The organism is Kitasatospora sp. NPDC006697, assembly GCF_042869935.1.
In the GTDB taxonomy this organism is placed as follows: domain Bacteria; phylum Actinomycetota; class Actinomycetes; order Streptomycetales; family Streptomycetaceae; genus Kitasatospora.
On the sequence record NZ_JBIAGU010000052.1, the window covers coordinates 18072 to 33968 of the forward strand.

Genomic DNA, 15897 nt, shown 5'->3' on the forward strand with positions numbered 1-15897 from the left:
GATCCACCCGGCTCCGGTGTCGCGGTCCTGATCACCTCTCGCACCCACTCAACGCCCGGCGAGCTCGCGGCCGCCCAGGTGCTGCACCTGCGCACCGCAACCGTCCCGGTCCTCGTCGCGGCTGCCGCGCCGATCGCCTACGGCTTGGGCACCAGGTCGCCGGCGATGTCGCCCCCGAACAGCCACGGGTCGCCGGGCTTGGCGGGCTTGCCGACGACCACGCGCAGCACGATGTCGTCCTCGCCGTCCGGTTCGACCAGCAGCATGCCGTTGGCGTGGAGCTCGTGGACCGTACCCCGCACGGCAGCCGCCTCGGTCGCGCCGCCGAGCATGGCCGCGAGTTCACCGGCGGGCAGGTTGCCGACGCTGCCGTCCAGGCGGCGCAGCCGCAGGGCACCGCCGTCGAGGGCCGCGTCCAGCCACACGGCCTGCACCGGGATCTTCGGCCCGTAGACGGGGCGCAGCCGGACCAGTCGGCGCATCAGGCCGATCGCTTGGGGGGAGAGGCCGGGTTCGGTGGCGGCCCGCTCGGGGTCGAGGTCGGGAGCTGGGGTCATCCATTGGTCGTAGCCGGGCGGCTGGAGCTGCTGGAGGGTGTACTCGACGGTGCGCTCCCGGCGCGGCTTGCCCGGCTTCTTGCGGCCCACGGGGACGTCCTTCCAGCTCAGCGTGCATAACGGAGCTATTGAACACCCGCCGCGGCGGACCGATTCCCCGGGGTAGCAGGATCGAGCGCGGCTCGCCGCCAACGGCGGCCATCACCGCTCCGGGTGGGGGAGGGGCGGCCGCGGTCTCGCCGGGCGGCGGGGGAGAGGCGGCTGCAGGCGTTCGGCCCGGGCGGGGTGCCGGTCGACTGCCTGGCGCCGGCTCGGCGCAAGTCAGAACCGGTTTTCAGAGAGCGTTGACACACCATGGTCCACTATCCGAGATCACTTTGACGACATGTCCTAGCGTCGGCTCAGTTGTTCGAGTCCGGTGCGGCCCTGCTTGACGTAGTGGGGCATGTTGTGGTCGCGGCCCATCTCGACTGCGTGCGCGTAGCAGGTCCGTGCCTGGGACCACTGGCCGAAGTGGGTGTGGACGCGGCCGGTGATGACCAGAGCGTCGGCGATGCCACTCATGTCTCCCAGGCGTCGGCGGATCGAGAGGGACTCGTCGAGCGCGGCCAACGCCTCATCGCGTCGCCCGAGTCCGCGCAGGGCATCCCCGAGGTTGGCCAGGGTGACGGCAACGTGCGCCAGGTTGCCGAGGTCGCGGCAGATCGCGAGCAGCGAGCGGAAGTGTGTCTCCGCTGTTTCGAAGTCACCCGTCCACAGGTATGCCTGGGCCAGGGCGCTCAGCGTGCTGGCCGTGTTCTGGTCGTCTCCGGTCCGCTGGTGCAACTCCCAGGCCTGCAGTGCGTATGCCAGGGCGAGGTCGAACTGATCGCGTTGGCTGTGGACCAGGGACAGGTTCCCGAGAAGGGCTGCCTTGCCGGCGTCGTCGCCCAGGCCCTCGAAGAGGGCGAGCGCGGCTTCGAGCGCCTCGATCGACTCCTCGGTGCGAAAGGCCATGCCGTGGCATGCGCCGAGCCGCCGCAATGTCCAGGCCAGCCCGAGCCGGTCGTCGCTCTCCTGAGCGGTTTTCAAGGCCATTGCCAGGCAGGCGGCCCACTCGCCGGTCCACCAGTAGGTGTGCGCGTACCCGAGGAGCCAGACGGGCAGTCGCCAGGCGAGATCGGTGCGGGACGATTCCGCGGCCCGGTGGATCGCCTCCTTGATCACGGGCAGTTCCTGCCGGCACCATTCCACTGCGTGCTGAGGGTCGGTGAAGACGGGCACCGGCGCTGCGGGTGCGTCCTCGATTTTCGGCCCGCTTCCCGGTCCGATGACGGCCGCGGCCGTCTCCAGGCTGACCGTGTACCAGATACCCAGCCGCAGGCAGGCCGCCTCGCGGATGCCGGGCGGTTCCTCCCGCAGGGCACGCGCGGCGGCGAACTCGCCCAGCAGGTCGTGGAAGCCGTACCGCAAACGGTCGGAGGACTGCAGTAGGTGGGCATCCGCCAGCAGTTCAAGCAAGTCGGCGGTATGGCCCGGCGGGCGGTCCAGCAGCGCGGCCGCGGCGTCGACGCCCAGCACGTGGCCCGACCACAGGCCCAGCAGGCGGAAGGCCCGCGCGGCCTCGCGCTCCAACGCGTCGTCACTGTCGCGAAGCGCGAGGTAGCTGGTGGCGAAGGATGCGTCAACGGCCAGTTGCCCTACCGACAGCGCCTGCAGCCGGCCACGGCTGTCGTCCAGCCGCTGGGCCAGCGTGCTCAGCGACCACGCCGGGCGCGCCGAAAGACGGGCGCCGGCGATCCGCAGTGCGAGGGGCAGGCCTGCGCAGGCGGCCAGCAGCCGGAGCTCACCGTCGGGGTCCTGCCGGACCCGGTCGGAACCGCAGAGCCTCGAGAGAAGGGCACGCTGCTCCTCGACGTCGAGCGGGGCGAGGGAGAGCTGGACGCCTGCGGGAAGGTCGGTGAGCGTGTTGCGGGTGGTGACGATCACCGCGCAGCGGTTGTTGCCCGGAAGCAGGGGCAGTACCTGGGCGCTGTCGCGTGCGTTGTCCAGCACCAGCAGGACCCGGCGGCCGGCCAGCACGGTGCGCAGCAGTGCCGCGCGGTCGTCGGTGTGTTCGGGGATCGGCTGGGCCGGGCCTTCGTGTCCGGCCGACTGGCTCAGGGCCGTCAGGAAGACGGCGAGCAGGTCGTGCGGGTCGCGCACCGGGCCCGCGCCGAAGCCCCGCAGGTCCGCGTACAGCTGCCCGTCGGGGAAGAGGTGCTTCATGCCGTGGCCGGCGTGGACGGCCAGGGCGGTCTTGCCGATGCCGCCCATGCCGGAGACGACCGCCACCCGTGGGGCGCCGTCGTCCAGAGGCGCCTTCAACAGTCCGCCCAGGGCCCGCAGCTCGGCCTGACGACCGGTGAAATCGGAGTGTCCGATGGGGAGCTGAGCCGGCGGGGCGATCACAAGGGCGCCGGGCCCGGGCCCGGGCCCGGCCGTGTCGGCCGTCGGCTCCTGCGTGTCGGCTTCGCCGCCCAGGACCCGCTCGTGGGCCGCGCGGACGCGTGGGCCTGGTTCGATGCCGAGTTCCTCCACCAGCGCCCGACGAAGGCGCTGATAGGTCTCCAGCGCTTCGGAGCGCTGCCCGAGTCGGTCGAGGGCCAGCATCAGCTGGGCATGGAAGACCTCGTGCAGCGGGTGCTCGACCACGAGCCTGGTCAGTTCCGGGACCAGGCCGGGTACGTGACCGAGTCGGAGTTCCGCCTCGATGCGCCACTCCAGCAACTGCAGCCGGGCGTCCAGCCACTGCTGACGCGGCGCCTGTGCCTGGGGCAGGTCCGGCAGCTCGGCCAGCGGAACCCCGCGCCACAGCGCCAGAGCCGCCGCCGACTCCTGATGGAGCGACTTCCAGTCCTCGCGCAGCAGGGCCTGCCGCGCGTTGCCGACGCTCCGATCGAAGAGCTCGGTGTCCAGCTCGCCCTCCGCGACCTTCAACAGGTAACCCAGCGGCGTGGAGCGCAGCCGGTCACCGCCTTCGTCGGCGAGAAGCGTCCGCAGCCTGGCCACCATGTTGTGGAGCGAAGGAGTCGCCGCCGCCGGGGGGCGGTCGCCCCACAGTGCCGTCTTGAGACGGTCCACCGAGACCGGCTGGTTGGCCTCCAGCAGCAGGACCGCAAGCAGCGTGCGCAGCTTGAGGCCGTTGACCGCCCGCTCCCCGTGGCCGATGCGGACGACGAGCGAGCCGAGCAGGCCGAAGAGCATGGGTCCCCCATCCGACACACTGCTCACCCGTTCGAACAGCGTGGTCGGAGCTCATCCTAATGCCGGTACGGGCCCGGGGCAGGGCATATCGTCGCTGGTCCTGCGCCTGTCGACACGTCATCACTGCTCGCGCACGACGTCCCTGAGTCTGCCGATGATCCAGCGTCGACGGCGAACGTTTGCCGCATGTTTGTCGCATGTGGGATCCAGATGGGAGGCGGTTCCTAGCCTGAGCTCATGGGCACAGGGATCGCCCGTGCCAATACAGAGGGAGATTTCATGCGTCGCCTTGTCACGTTCGCCGCTGCGGCGGTGCTCTCGCTCACCTGCATCGGTGTGACCGCCGGCGCGGCCTCCGCTGCCGCGGCCCCCGCCAGCCTCTGGGTCAGCCTGCCGTAGGGCGGGAAGCTGCCAGGCCGCCTGCAGAACCTGAACTCACCCGATCACCGCGGGCGCGGAAACAGCTCGCGTCTTCTGAAAGAGGATTTCATGCGTCGCCTTGTCACGTTCGCCGCTGCGGCGGTGCTCTCGCTCACCTGCATCGGTGTGACCGCCGGCGCGGCCTCCGCTGCCGCGGCCCCCGCCACCCTCTGGGTCAGCCTGCCGTAGGGCGGGAAGCTGCCAGGCCACCTGCAGAGAACTGACCCGATCACCACGGGCGCGGGGACCAGGGCCTTCCTCTGGTCCAGCGGGCGGCATGGCAGCACTCGACCGAAACGCTCCGGACTACCAGGAGCCGCCCGACACCGGCGAGTTGAAAGCCGACCTCATGGCCTTCCTGGGACGGAAACTGCACCGCTTCGACGACCCGCCGATCGCGGCCGTCCACGGCCTGATGGTCGACATGCTGCGCGTGCCCGAACTGCGCGTCCGCTTCCGTGCCGGCCTGCTGGCCTTCGGTCCGGTGGACCATGGTCCGCGGCCGGCCCGACTCCTCGTCAGTCCCCGTCCAGCCGGTAGCGCCAGACGGTGCACAGGGCCCCCGGGAGGGCGGCCGCGGCCCCGAGAGCCGTCAGGCCGCCGGTGAGCAGGGCGGTGCGGATGCCGAAGCGGGCCGCGACGATGCCCGCGCGGAGCTGGCCCAGGGTCGCGCCCGCCTCGCCGGCGAGGACCCGCACCTCCCGTTTCGAAGCACTGAGGCCCGCCGCCTGACGGCGACGGGCCTCACGGAGGGCTCAGCCATCAACCACCAGAGTCGAAGTCGGCCGTCCCCCGTCGTGGCACCGGGCTACCCCGGCAGGGTCAGCTCAGGGTCACGTCGTCGTACAGCGTGTAGGTCGCGTCGCCGCTGTAGTTGTCGTCGTGCGAGGTGAGGGTCAGGGTGTAGCTGTGGCCCGCGGTGACGGGGCTCGACACCTGGCTCCAACTGGCGGACGCCGGGCAGGTCTTGGCCAGGACCGTGGTGCTGGTGCCGGTGGTCTTGTCGGCCAGGGTGGCGGTGGCCCAGTCGTAGGTCACGGTGTCCGGGCAGGTGACGTTGTACCAGAAGGACAGGGTGCCCTTGCCGGACGGCACGGTGAAGGTCTGTGCGGCGTTGGAGTCACCGTTGGTGGGCGAGGTCGAGCCCAGCTGTGCCGCGTAGGTGCCGGAGTGCGCACCGGAGTTGACGGCCGAGGCCGCGGCACCGGAGGTGGTCCAGCCGGTCAGGCTGCCGCTCTCGAAGCCGCCGTTGGTGATGCCACCGCCGCCGCTGCCGTTGACCGTCAGCGTGAGCGTGGTGCTGTGGGTGGTCACGCTACCGGTGCCGGTGACGGTCACGGTGTACGTCCCCGCCGGGGTCGAGGCGGCGGTGGCGATGGTCAGCTGGGAGCTGCTGCCGGCCGTCACCGAGGCCGGGCTGAAGGACGCGGTGGCGCCCGAGGGCAGCCCGGAGGCCGACAGCTTCACGGTCTGCGCCGAGCCGTTGGTGAGGGTGGTGGAGACCGTGGAGGTCAGCGAACCGCCCGGATTGACCGCGCCCGAGTTCGGCGACGCGGCGATGGAGAAGTCGCTGGTGCCGGCCGTGCAGGTCGGGTCACCGGACTGGGCGGGGACGCTGACGGCGTTCCAGGCGGCCTTGACGGTGTTGAACTCGGCGCAGGAGGGGTCGAGGTTCTTGGCCGCCTGCAGGGTCCACGTGCGGTACGCCGGGTAGGAGCTGGCGGAGGTCTTCATCAGCTGGGCGTTGTAGACGATCTTGAGGGCGTTCTGGATTCCGACGCCGCTGACGGTGGAGTTGTTGCAGGTGGGGCTGGTCGGGCCGCCGGCGGGGTTGGAGCCCTGCGACAGCAGGTAGAACCAGTGGTTCCCGGGCCCGGCCGCGGCGTGCACCTCGGCGCTCGGGATGCTGCTGCTGTAGCAGTTCGGGTTGTTGTTGATCAGCGAGGGGTTGTACATGTTGCGGATCGGGCCGCTGCCCACCAGGTTGATCTGGTCGCCGACCAGGAAGTCCGGAACGGCGTACGGGGACGGCTCGTTGAGGAAGAACTCGGTCGAGGCGCCGTAGACGTCGGCGATGAACTCCTGGGTGCCGTTGCCCGAGATGCCGCCGGGGGTGTGGTCGTCGATGCCGTGGCCCATCTCGTGGGCGACCACGTCGGCGGCGCTGATCCACTGGTTGGCGTTGTTGTGGCCGACCTGGACCTGGGAGCCGTCGTAGTAGGCGTTCACGTCGGCCAGGCCGACCCGGATGGGCCAGGCGCCGCCGTTGCCGTCCATGCCGTTGCGGCCCAGCCACTGCGAGAGCATCCGGAACTCGCCCTGCGCCACGTACTCCGCGTCGACGCAGCCGGTCTCCTTGTCGGTGGCGTCGCCGTTGCCCCAGGTGTCGGTGGACTTGGTGAACGTGGTGTTGGTGTCGGCGTCCTGGCACGGCATGTTGGCGATGTTGGTCGGGCTCAGCGAGTACGTGCCGCCGGAGTTGGTGGTGCTGAGGGTGAGCGGCGCGGGGCCGTTCCAGGCGCCGGTGCCGCTGCCGTGCTCCACGTGCTCCTGAGTGTGCAGCACGGCGCCGGTGCGCGCGTCGACGTCCACGCTCAGCCGGCTGTAGCCGTCGTCGCCGGTGCCGTCCACCGTGGACTCCCAGGCCAGCGCGGCCGGTCCGGAGCCCAGCGCGTAGACCACCAGCCGGGTGCCCTCGACCTTGGACACCGACTTCAGCTGCGCCGAGGCCACCGCCTCGGCCTGGGCGCTGGAGAGGGTGGGGGCGACCGACAGGGAGCCGATCGGGTGCTGCTGCGCAACGGAGTCGTACACGACCTGGCCGGCCGCGTTGGTGACGATCACGAAGTCGCCGCCGACCACCGGAATGCCCGAGTAGGTGCGGTCGTAGGGCACGTACTCGGTGGAGCCCGAGGACGCGACCTGATGCCGGGTGAACTGCTCGTTCGTACCGGCGTGCAGGAACGCCGGACGGCTGGCGACCAGCGCGTCGGCGCTCCGCGCGGCCAGCGCCTGCGCGGCCTCCGGCGCGGCTGGCGGCGTCGCGGCGGTCGACGCCCCGGCGGTGGTCAGTGCAGTGACCACGAGTGCGGCGGCGGCGAGCACCGCCGTCCGGACCGGCTCATCCGGCGGCGCAAGGCGTTTTTGGCATGGGTGTGCAACTTGCGGCCCTCCCTGGGGGGTTGGGGACGGCACGCAGAACGGCCTGATGGGTCGTCCTGAAGATCCGTGCCGGCCCGGGATCGGGTTCTCGCGCAGGTGCAGAGTGGACCGTGGCAGGCGGCGGCCCGGGTCCTGGGTGCCGCTGGGGTCGTGGTCCGACGGACTGTTGCCACGGTCGTGAATCAGGGGGCGGTCGGGGGTCGCCCGGAGGCAGAACGGTACCGAAGAGGGAAGGGGAGCCGACAGACTTCTCATTGGCGAGTACATGCCAATGGCGCGTTCTGGTCAAGCCCCCGGGCACACCGTGCGGGCCGCGGTCCCGCCCGGTTCCTACGGGGCGTCAGTCGGCCTCGGAGTCGCTCTGCAGTCGGGCGAGGCGCGCGGCCATCGCGTCGGTGCGCTCCCGCAGGATCTCCACCCGTAGGGCGTGATCCGGGGTGGTGACCGCCAGCGGCTTCGCCGCCGTGACGGGGACGCCGCGCTGCCGGGCGCTCTCGACGATGCTCCTCGCCGCCGGGTCGACCACGGCCAGCGTCGCGGCGGCGAACAGACCGCCCAGCTGCACGCGCTGCCGGCCGAGCAGGCCCTTGTGGACGACCTCGACCGGTACGACGAGTTCGTCGAGCCGCTGGTCGACCGAACCGCGTTCCAGCGCGGCCAGCACGAGGGTGGCGATCGCCTCGGCAGCCTTGGTGACCACCCACTTGCGGCCCGGAACCGGGGGAAACAGCTGCCGCAGCCGGTCGACCTCCTGCTCCAGCGCCTGGATGGTCAGCACCTCGAAGGCGTTGCGGGTGCGGATCTCGACGACCTTCTCCCAGGGGATCTCCTCCCCGTCGAAACCCACGCCCGCCGGACCCACCTGCACGGCACCGAACCGGTCCAGCAGGCCGAGCGCCTTGTGCGCCAGGGCAGGCGTCTTCGGGTGGCGCCCGAGCAGCACGCCGATCGACATCCGCCACGGCTCGGCGGCCGGAACCGCCGGCGGTTTGACCGTGGTGAGCGCTGTGAGCGCCCACTCCCCCCGGGCGGCGTTCCTGGTGCCCCGCACCACGGCCTGCCGCCCCGCCGACGCGGCCCGGGCCGCATGGTCGAGCAGCGAGCGCCGCTCCGCTGCCTCGGTCCCCGTCCCGCCGTCCACGCTCATGGTCCGCCCCCCGATTCGATCCGCCTGTCACGAGCGGCGAGCGCATCGTACCGGCGTCGACGATCATCCGGCGCGGGCCGGCACCCCCACCCACCACCTTGAGGTGGCGCGACCCTCGGTCGTCGTTCCTCTCCTCCCGCCCTACCGTCTACGCGGCACCAGTCCTGCCTCGAAGGCGATGATCGTCAGCTGGACGCGGCCCCGAGCATCGAGCGTGGCGAACAGCCACGCCTGCACCTGGTCATCCCGATCGCCGTGGTGGACGAGCTCGACCGTCTCAAGGAATCCGGCAAGGAGCCCGCCCGCTGGCGCGCCCGCTACACCCTCGCCGTGTTGGACCGCATCCTCGACGGATCCGGGCGCTGTCGGCTGCGGGATGACGACTTCTCGCCGCTGAACCACGGCGGCCTTCCCACGCCAGAGATCGACATCGAGGTGCTGCTCAACCGGCGCGGTCACGTTCCCCTGCCGGAGGTGGATGACGAGATCATCGACCGGGCGCTCGCGATCCAGCCGCTGGCGGCCCGGGACGTCACGCTGGTGACCTATGCCACCGGTCAGTCAACGCGGGCTCGCATGGCCGGCCTCGAAGTCGTCCTCGACCGGCCAGGCCGAGGACGTCATGAACTGCTGCAACCGCTGATGGTCGACGCCCAGCCGCTCGGCCATGGGCTGCATCGACTTGCGCCGGCCCCCCAGCAGGCGACCCGCTCGATCCGCAGCCGTGCTCCTACCCACATCCCATCACCCGCACAGCCCACGAATACGACTTGCAACCTGTTCGGGTGCGTTCTGTTCTCCCCGGGCATTCTGAGCTGACCTGCCGCCAGCAAACCGACACCGCGTCCGCCACCCCCACCGCGGCCGTTCCCCGCTCGATCGTCCGTCCGTACCGGCTATGGAGATGGCCATGAAACTGGTCCGGTTCCCGTTCTGAAGGCCGTCCCGCGCGGTGGCGGGGCGGGGCGCGGCGGGGTGACGCTGGAAGCGGGGCCGTCTCAGGGAGCCATCAGTGACACGCACCGCCACAGTGGACGTACTCGTCGTGGGCGCGGGCCCGGTGGGGCTGACCGCCGCCGTGGAGCTGAGGCGGCGCGGGGTCGCCTGCCGCATCGTCGACCGGCTGCCGGTCAGGGCACCGTTCGCGAAGGCCGTGGGCGTCCAGCCGCGCACCCTGGAGATCTGGGACCGGATGGGGCTGGTGCGGGAGGCGCTGGAGGCAGCCGTCCCGATGCGCGGGCAGCTGACCTACGTCGACGGCGCGGAGCAGGCCCGGATCGACCTCGCCTTGCCGCCCGAGGTGCCGTACGGCTTCGCCGCGCTGCCGCAGTACGAGACCGAGCGCATCCTCGACGAGTTCCTGGGCCGCTTCGGAACCGCCGTCGAGCGCGGCGTGGAGCTGGTGTCGTTCAGCCAGGACGCCGGTGGGGTCACCAGCCGGCTGGTCTCCTCCGCCGGAGGCGCCGGGGCGGGACAGGAGGAGGTGCGTTCACGGTTCCTGGTGGGCTGCGACGGCGCACACAGCCTGGTCCGCAAGCAGCTCGGACTCGCCTTCGAGGGCGGCGCCTTCCCCGAGGAGTACATGCTGGCCGACGTCGAGGTCGACTGGGAGCTGCCGCCCGGCTACAGCGTCCGCGCCATGCACCAGGCCGCCGACGGCACGGTCGACGACCTGCTGGTCTGCATCCCGCTACCCGGCCGCAAGCGGTACCGGATGTCGATGACGGTACCGCCCGCACTCTCCCGGGCCCGCGGGGCCGAGCAGCCCGCAGGCGTGGCGCACGGCCTGGAGGAAGACGGCCAGCTGCCCGCCCTGCCGGACGTCCAGGCGGTCCTGGACCGATTGTCGCCGCAGCCGACCACCGCGTCGGCCCTGCGCTGGTCCTCGGTGTTCCGGATCAGCCACCGGCTGGTGGACCGGTACGGCGAGGGCCGGGTCCTCATCGCCGGGGATGCCGCGCACATCCACCCGCCCACCGGTGCCCAGGGCATGAACACCGGCATCCAGGACGCCTACAACCTGGCTTGGAAACTGTCCCTCGCCGTCCGGGGCACCGCCCACCCGCACCTGCTCGCCAGCTACGACGCCGAACGCCGACTGGTCGCCGCGGAAGTCGTCGGCCGCACCGTGCGGCACGCCGCCCACGGAGTCCAGGCCGACCCCGAGGACCCAGCGACCCTGCTGCTGCGCGAGGCCCAACTGCTCATCGCCTACCCCGGCAGCCCCATCGTCGCCCGCCCGGACGCCGCCGCCCAGGGCCCGCAGCCCGGCGAGCGCGCCCCGGACTGCGGCGGCCTCACCCACCCCATCGCGAGCCGCCCGCAACGCCTGTACGACCTGCTGCGCAACCGCGACCACGTACTGCTGCTGTACTCGGACGGCGGCGAGTGGGCTACCGAATTCCTCTCTGCCGCAGAAGAACTGGCGTCCGGCCACATGAGCGCGTGCGTGATCCTCGCCGCCGATGCCCGATCCGACGCACCGCCACCACCTGCGTACCGCGACGCCGCAGGCGACTTCGCCCGGATCTACGCAGTGCACGCCCGCACGGCGTTCGTGGTTCGCCCGGACGGCTACCTGGGTGCCCGCATCCACCCGCCGACCGCCCGGGAACTGGCGGCCCACCTCACCCAGGTCTTCGGCAGCTGAGCCCGCGCGCCGCTTCCCCACCCATCAGCCGCGGCGACGCACTGCGCAACCTTGCGGCCCCCGCCACACCCGGGGACCACCCTTCCCACGCCTACAGCCTCGGTCGGCGCGCCGGGCGGCAGAATTGCTTGCCGACGTCGTCGCGGACTGTACGAAGGGGCTGGGACCCGACAACCCCACCACGTTGACCGCCCGCTTTCCCCACGCCTACAACGTCAGCATGAGGGGCCAGCACTCTCTGGCGGCGGAGTTGTTCGCCAAGCTCATCCCGCCATCCCGGACTGCACGACGGCCCTGGAACGCGCCCCCGTCACCGCGGCCAGTCGCCGCCGCCACGCCGAGAACCTTGCCAGGGCCGCCGACTGACCCCGGCCCGACCTCCCATCACACGGACCTCGCGAATCCCGCCCCTCCCGGGGTCCGAGTGGGGCGAGCGGAGCGAGCCGTCCGGTAGCCGTCAGGCGCTTCTACAGCGCCACCCCGAGCGCGGTCAGCCGGCCGCGCTGCTCCGGGGTGAGCTTGCCCCCGCCGCGCCGGGCCCTACCAGGCCCCGGCCGGCCAGGAAGAAGGCACGGGAGCGGGTGCTGCCCGGTCCGCACGGCCCAGGCCCGTTGCCGCTCCCGCAGACGGCGGTCCGCCCGGAGGGCGTCTGACAGCCCGTCAGAGCCCCGCACAGCGGCTCCTCGCCGCTCGGCTCGGCGGGCGAGAGACGGGGCGGGGCCGCCGCGGAGGGGGCGCCGGTTCTCGTCGGCGGGTCCGTCGGCAGCGCGGGCTGCTGGCGCGGCGGGCGGCCGGCGCTGGGCCCGCCACGGTAGGCGCGGACCCGGGCGGCACTGCGCTGCGCCGCCCGGGCCCCGGCCGGCTCGCCGGAACTGCCCGGCAACCCGCCTCCGCGCCAACAGGGGTGACACAGGGAAGTTGTCGGCGCCTGCCGACCCGCCGCCCCACCTCGCCCGCCCAGGCCAGACCCCTGGAGCGCCCCGGCACCGCACCGGCTGCGCCGTCCCCTGGAGGGCGGTGTTCGTGACAGCTCATCTTCGCCCCGCTGCGCCGGGGGAGTCCCGGCGCAGCGGCCCAGGCCGACAGTCGGCTGTCGCGATGCCCGTCGCTGTCAGTGACAGTCCACTCTGATTGAATCGGCGGATGAGTGAGACCTTTGTCGACCTGGGAGTCGTCACCGCGCCGTCCGGTGTGCTGGTGCTGGGCATGGCCGGCTGGATCGATCAGTGGTCCGAACTCGGCGACCCGCTGTCAGTACGGGCGATGGCCGCAGCGAGGCACGGTGGTGGCCATCTGCACGAACCTGTGGACGGTCCGAGCCGAGACTGGTCGTGCGAGGCGGTCGCGGTTCCGGTTGCTGCCGACCGGCCGCTGGAGGTGCGCGCCGAAACCGGAGAGTCGTACGACGGACCGGTGGTGACGGTCCTGGAAGTCGACCTCGGCCTGTCTTGGCCGGGCGCCCCCGACGGAGGTCCGATCCGGCTCGGCGACCTGCCGGTCGACCGGTGCGGCATGGTCCTCGGGGACGCCCGCGCCCTCGACTCGTTCGTCGGGCTGTCGGGCCGGTCGATCGACGGACTCGCCGACGTCAGGTACTGGGGGAAGTACGAGGAGGACGCCCACGCCCACTTCGGCGGCGAACGGACACGCCAGTACGGCGGGCAGGGCCCTTACGGGCGGCTCGACCTTCCACTGGCCGAAGCTGACGAGCTCGCCGGCCGGCTTCAGAGTTGGCTTACGGGAGGGCCCCGCAGTGGATTGGTGGTCTCCGTGGATGCACACACCCACTTCCACCTGCTGGAGCGGGCCGGCCTGACCCACCCTCTGCTCGCCGGTCAGATCGAGATCGATGGATGCCAGGTCCTCGGGCTGGGCTGGGATCCGGGCGACCACTCCATGCGCCACCACGGCGAGCGAGCCCGGGGTCAGGTCTACGCGGTCACTCTGGAACAGCGTGGCACCACCACCCTGCTGCGTTGGACCATTCCCTCAGAAGCAGAAGAAGCTGAGTAGACCAGCTGCTCAGCACCACCGGCCAGGTGGTCCTGCTCGCCGACACCGGCGACACCCGCGGCGCGAGCCTGACCGCCACCTTCAGCACCACCGGCACCACCCCGCCACCAGTGCCGGCATCCAACTCCCCGCCACCGCCAGCAGTTACGCCCGCGACGAATCCTACGCCCGCACCATCACCATGGTGGTGAAGAACGCCAGCAACACCGGCAGCGGCTACAACCGTGAGTCGCTGTACGGCAACGTGCAGGACTTCGGCGGCAGCCAGACCACGCTGCAGGCCTTGGCCACCACCTCCGACACCTGGACCGAGAGCGGCGTCACCTGGAACACCGCCCCCGCCCGCACCACGGCGCTCGGGACCGGCACGGTCACCAGCAGCCCCGACCGGATCGGCCTGGACGTCACCGGCGCGGTCGCCGCCGCCCCAGGCACCCGCCCTTCCCGGTCGATCAGGCTGATCATATTCGATCATCTGCTCGACATCCGATCGATTTTCGCCAGATCGTTGACCAGTTAGAGCGATCGACCTAGATTCTCGCCCAGATTCACCCCCCACCTCAACCCCTCCGTCCCTTTGGGGAACCCATGCGCCCCTCCTCCGGTCTGCGCCGGGGCGTCCTCGCGCTGCTCGCCGCCGCGGGACTCGTCCTCCCGGCCGTGCACGCCACGGCCGCCACCCCCACCGCCTACTACTTGGACTGTTCCGCCGGCACCGACGGCAACGGCACCGCCGCCGCCCCGTGGAACAGCCTGGCGGACGCCAACTCCCGCCTCTTCCAGCCCGGCGACCAGCTACTGCTCAAGCGTGGCGCCACCTGCCACGGCACGCTCCAGCCGCAGGGCTCCGGCACCCCCGGCTCGCCGATCACGCTGGCCGGCTACGGCACCGGCACCGCCCGTCCGGTCGTCATCGGCGACCCGACCGGCACCAGCAACGCGGCCGTGCACCTCTACAACGTCCAGCAGTGGGAGATCCACGAGCTGGAGATCACATTCCCTGACAGCTCCGCAGCCAAGCGCGAACGCAATGGCCTGCTCGTCGAGTTGGCCGACCTGCCCGGCGGTGTCGGCAGTCACTACCTCGTCGACGACGTCTACGTGCACGACGTGAACGGCGACGCCACCAAGTACAGCAACGGCATCCAGTTCCGGGTCAGCGGCACCACCACCCCGACCAACTTCGACGACGTGGTGGTGCAGAACTCGCAGATCGCCAACGTCGACCGCGAGGGCCTGACCACCCGCTCGACCTGGATGTGCCGCCCCGCCTACGGCACCGGCGACGGTTGCGGCACCACCGTCAACTGGCGGGCCAACACCCGGGTGGTCTTCCGTGGCAACACGGTCAGCGGCACCGGCGGCGACGGCATCGTGATCCGGGTGGCCGACCACGCGCTGGTCGAGCACAACACCGTCCACGACGTGGCGGTGCACCCGATGGGCTCTAACGCCGGCCTATGGACCATCAACTCGGACTCCACCACGATCCAGTACAACGAGGTCCACCACGTCAACCGGCTCTCCGACAGCAACGACGGCATGGCTTTCGACTCCGACTACTCCAACACCAACGCGCTCTTCCAGTACAACTACAGCCACGACAACCAGGGCGGCTTCATGCTGTTCTGCGGTGCCTGCGGCGCCGGCTCCAGCACCACCGGCACGGTGGTCCGCTACAACCTGAGCGTCGACGACGGCAGTCGGTGGCTCTTCGCCGTGGGCGAGGAGAACGCCCACATGTACAACAACACCGCCTACCTGCCCGCGGGTTCGACCACCGCGATCATCCAGCAGGGCACCGGGACCTCGATCACGGCGCTGACCGGCAACCTCTTCTACAACCTCGGCAGCGGCGGCTACACCGGCTTCGGCAGCAGCACCTACCAGCCGGCCGAGTTCAGCTGGGACGCCAACGCCTTCTACGGCCACCACCCGGCCAACGAGCCCACCGACCCGGAGAAGGTCACCGCCGACCCCGAGCTCAGCAGCCCCGGCGCCACCACTGCGTCCGGCTACACACTGGGCACCGGCTCGCCGGCCCGCGGCAACGGCGCGGTGGTCGGCGACAACGGTGGCCAGGACTACTTCGGCACCGCCGTCCCGCAGGTCTGCCGCCCCGACATCGGCTTCCAGCAGGCGAGTTCCTTCGCCGACGGAAGCTGCTCCCCGACCAACCCGGTTCGCAACGCCGGGTTCGAGAGCGGCGCGCTCAGCCCCTGGACCTCCTACGGCGGCGTCACGGTCGACAGCGCCAACGCCCACAGCGGCAACTACGCGGTCCGGGTCGGCCCGTCCGCGGCCGGAGCCGAGCAGATCGTCACCGTGAAACCCAACACCACGTACACGCTGGCTGGTTGGGGCAAGGTATCGGCCACCGGCAACCAACTCTCGCTCGGTGCCAAGCTGTACGACAGCCTCGGCTCCAGCGTCCACGCCAGCTTCACCACCACCTCCTACGCCGCCGGCAGCGCCACCTTCACCACCGGCCCGACCGCGACCACCGCCACTGTCTACTGCTACGCCCACAGCGGCACCGGGTACGGCTACTGCGACGACATCACCCTCACCCAGTCCTGACCGACCTCGTCGGGGGGGGGGGGGGCCCGGCCCCCCCCCCCCCCCGCGCCCCCACCCCCCCCCCCCACCCCCCGCCCCCCCCCCCCAAGGTGGGGGCCACCCCAGCCCCGCAAACCGCCCCCAAAACATAACCACCGAGCGGG

10 protein-coding genes and 1 pseudogene are annotated in these 15897 nt (G+C 71.4%); 5 read left to right on the plus strand and 6 right to left on the minus strand.

What is annotated here, in order from left to right; genetic code table 11:
• Window positions 1–137: 137 nt before the first annotated feature.
• The 5 genes from ACFYNO_RS39955 to ACFYNO_RS39975 all read right to left on the minus strand — a co-directional run bounded on the left by ACFYNO_RS39955 (window position 138) and on the right by ACFYNO_RS39975 (window position 8511).
• The gene (locus tag ACFYNO_RS39955; protein ID WP_388023362.1) at window positions 138–647 is read right to left on the minus strand and encodes a hypothetical protein; all 510 of its coding nucleotides are present in this window, start codon (window positions 645–647) and stop codon (window positions 138–140) included.
• 300 nt (window positions 648–947) lie between these two features.
• Window positions 948–3782 (minus strand): BTAD domain-containing putative transcriptional regulator, encoded by a 2835-nt coding sequence (locus ACFYNO_RS39960; protein ID WP_388023365.1) that lies wholly within the window; start codon window positions 3780–3782, stop codon window positions 948–950.
• 938 nt (window positions 3783–4720) lie between these two features.
• Window positions 4721–4900 (minus strand): hypothetical protein, encoded by a 180-nt coding sequence (locus ACFYNO_RS39965; RefSeq protein WP_388023367.1) that lies wholly within the window; start codon window positions 4898–4900, stop codon window positions 4721–4723.
• A gap of 124 nt (window positions 4901–5024) precedes the next feature.
• The gene (locus tag ACFYNO_RS39970) at window positions 5025–7286 is read right to left on the minus strand and encodes a M4 family metallopeptidase (protein WP_388023370.1); all 2262 of its coding nucleotides are present in this window, start codon (window positions 7284–7286) and stop codon (window positions 5025–5027) included.
• Between the two features lie 418 nt (window positions 7287–7704).
• Window positions 7705–8511, minus strand: coding sequence for a hypothetical protein (locus tag ACFYNO_RS39975; protein WP_388023373.1), 807 nt, complete (start codon window positions 8509–8511; stop codon window positions 7705–7707).
• 237 nt (window positions 8512–8748) lie between these two features.
• On the opposite strand from ACFYNO_RS39975, the pseudogene ACFYNO_RS39980 reads away from it, so the two are divergent.
• Window positions 8749–9093, plus strand: a pseudogene (locus tag ACFYNO_RS39980) (PIN domain-containing protein); the annotation flags it as partial.
• Here ACFYNO_RS39980 and ACFYNO_RS39985 read toward each other — a convergent pair.
• Window positions 9073–9189: a hypothetical protein gene (locus tag ACFYNO_RS39985; RefSeq protein WP_388023375.1), complete on the minus strand. Its 117-nt coding sequence runs from the start codon at window positions 9187–9189 to the stop codon at window positions 9073–9075. The pseudogene ACFYNO_RS39980 and the gene ACFYNO_RS39985 sit on opposite strands and share 21 nt — an antisense overlap.
• Before the next feature lie 334 nt (window positions 9190–9523).
• On the opposite strand from ACFYNO_RS39985, the gene ACFYNO_RS39990 reads away from it, so the two are divergent.
• The 4 genes from ACFYNO_RS39990 to ACFYNO_RS40005 all read left to right on the plus strand — a co-directional run bounded on the left by ACFYNO_RS39990 (window position 9524) and on the right by ACFYNO_RS40005 (window position 15754).
• A complete protein-coding gene (locus ACFYNO_RS39990; protein ID WP_388023378.1) occupies window positions 9524–11161 on the plus strand; it encodes an FAD-dependent monooxygenase in 1638 nt (545 codons plus the stop codon).
• A gap of 1143 nt (window positions 11162–12304) precedes the next feature.
• Window positions 12305–13174 carry a hypothetical protein gene (locus tag ACFYNO_RS39995; RefSeq protein WP_388023380.1) on the plus strand — a complete coding sequence of 290 codons (870 nt, stop codon included), beginning with the start codon at window positions 12305–12307 and terminating at the stop codon, window positions 13172–13174.
• Between the two features lie 187 nt (window positions 13175–13361).
• Complete coding sequence (locus ACFYNO_RS40000) at window positions 13362–13694, plus strand: DNRLRE domain-containing protein (protein WP_388023382.1); 333 nt, start codon at window positions 13362–13364, stop codon at window positions 13692–13694.
• 68 nt (window positions 13695–13762) lie between these two features.
• Window positions 13763–15754 (plus strand): carbohydrate binding domain-containing protein, encoded by a 1992-nt coding sequence (locus ACFYNO_RS40005; protein ID WP_388023384.1) that lies wholly within the window; start codon window positions 13763–13765, stop codon window positions 15752–15754.
• Window positions 15755–15897 lie beyond the last annotated feature (143 nt).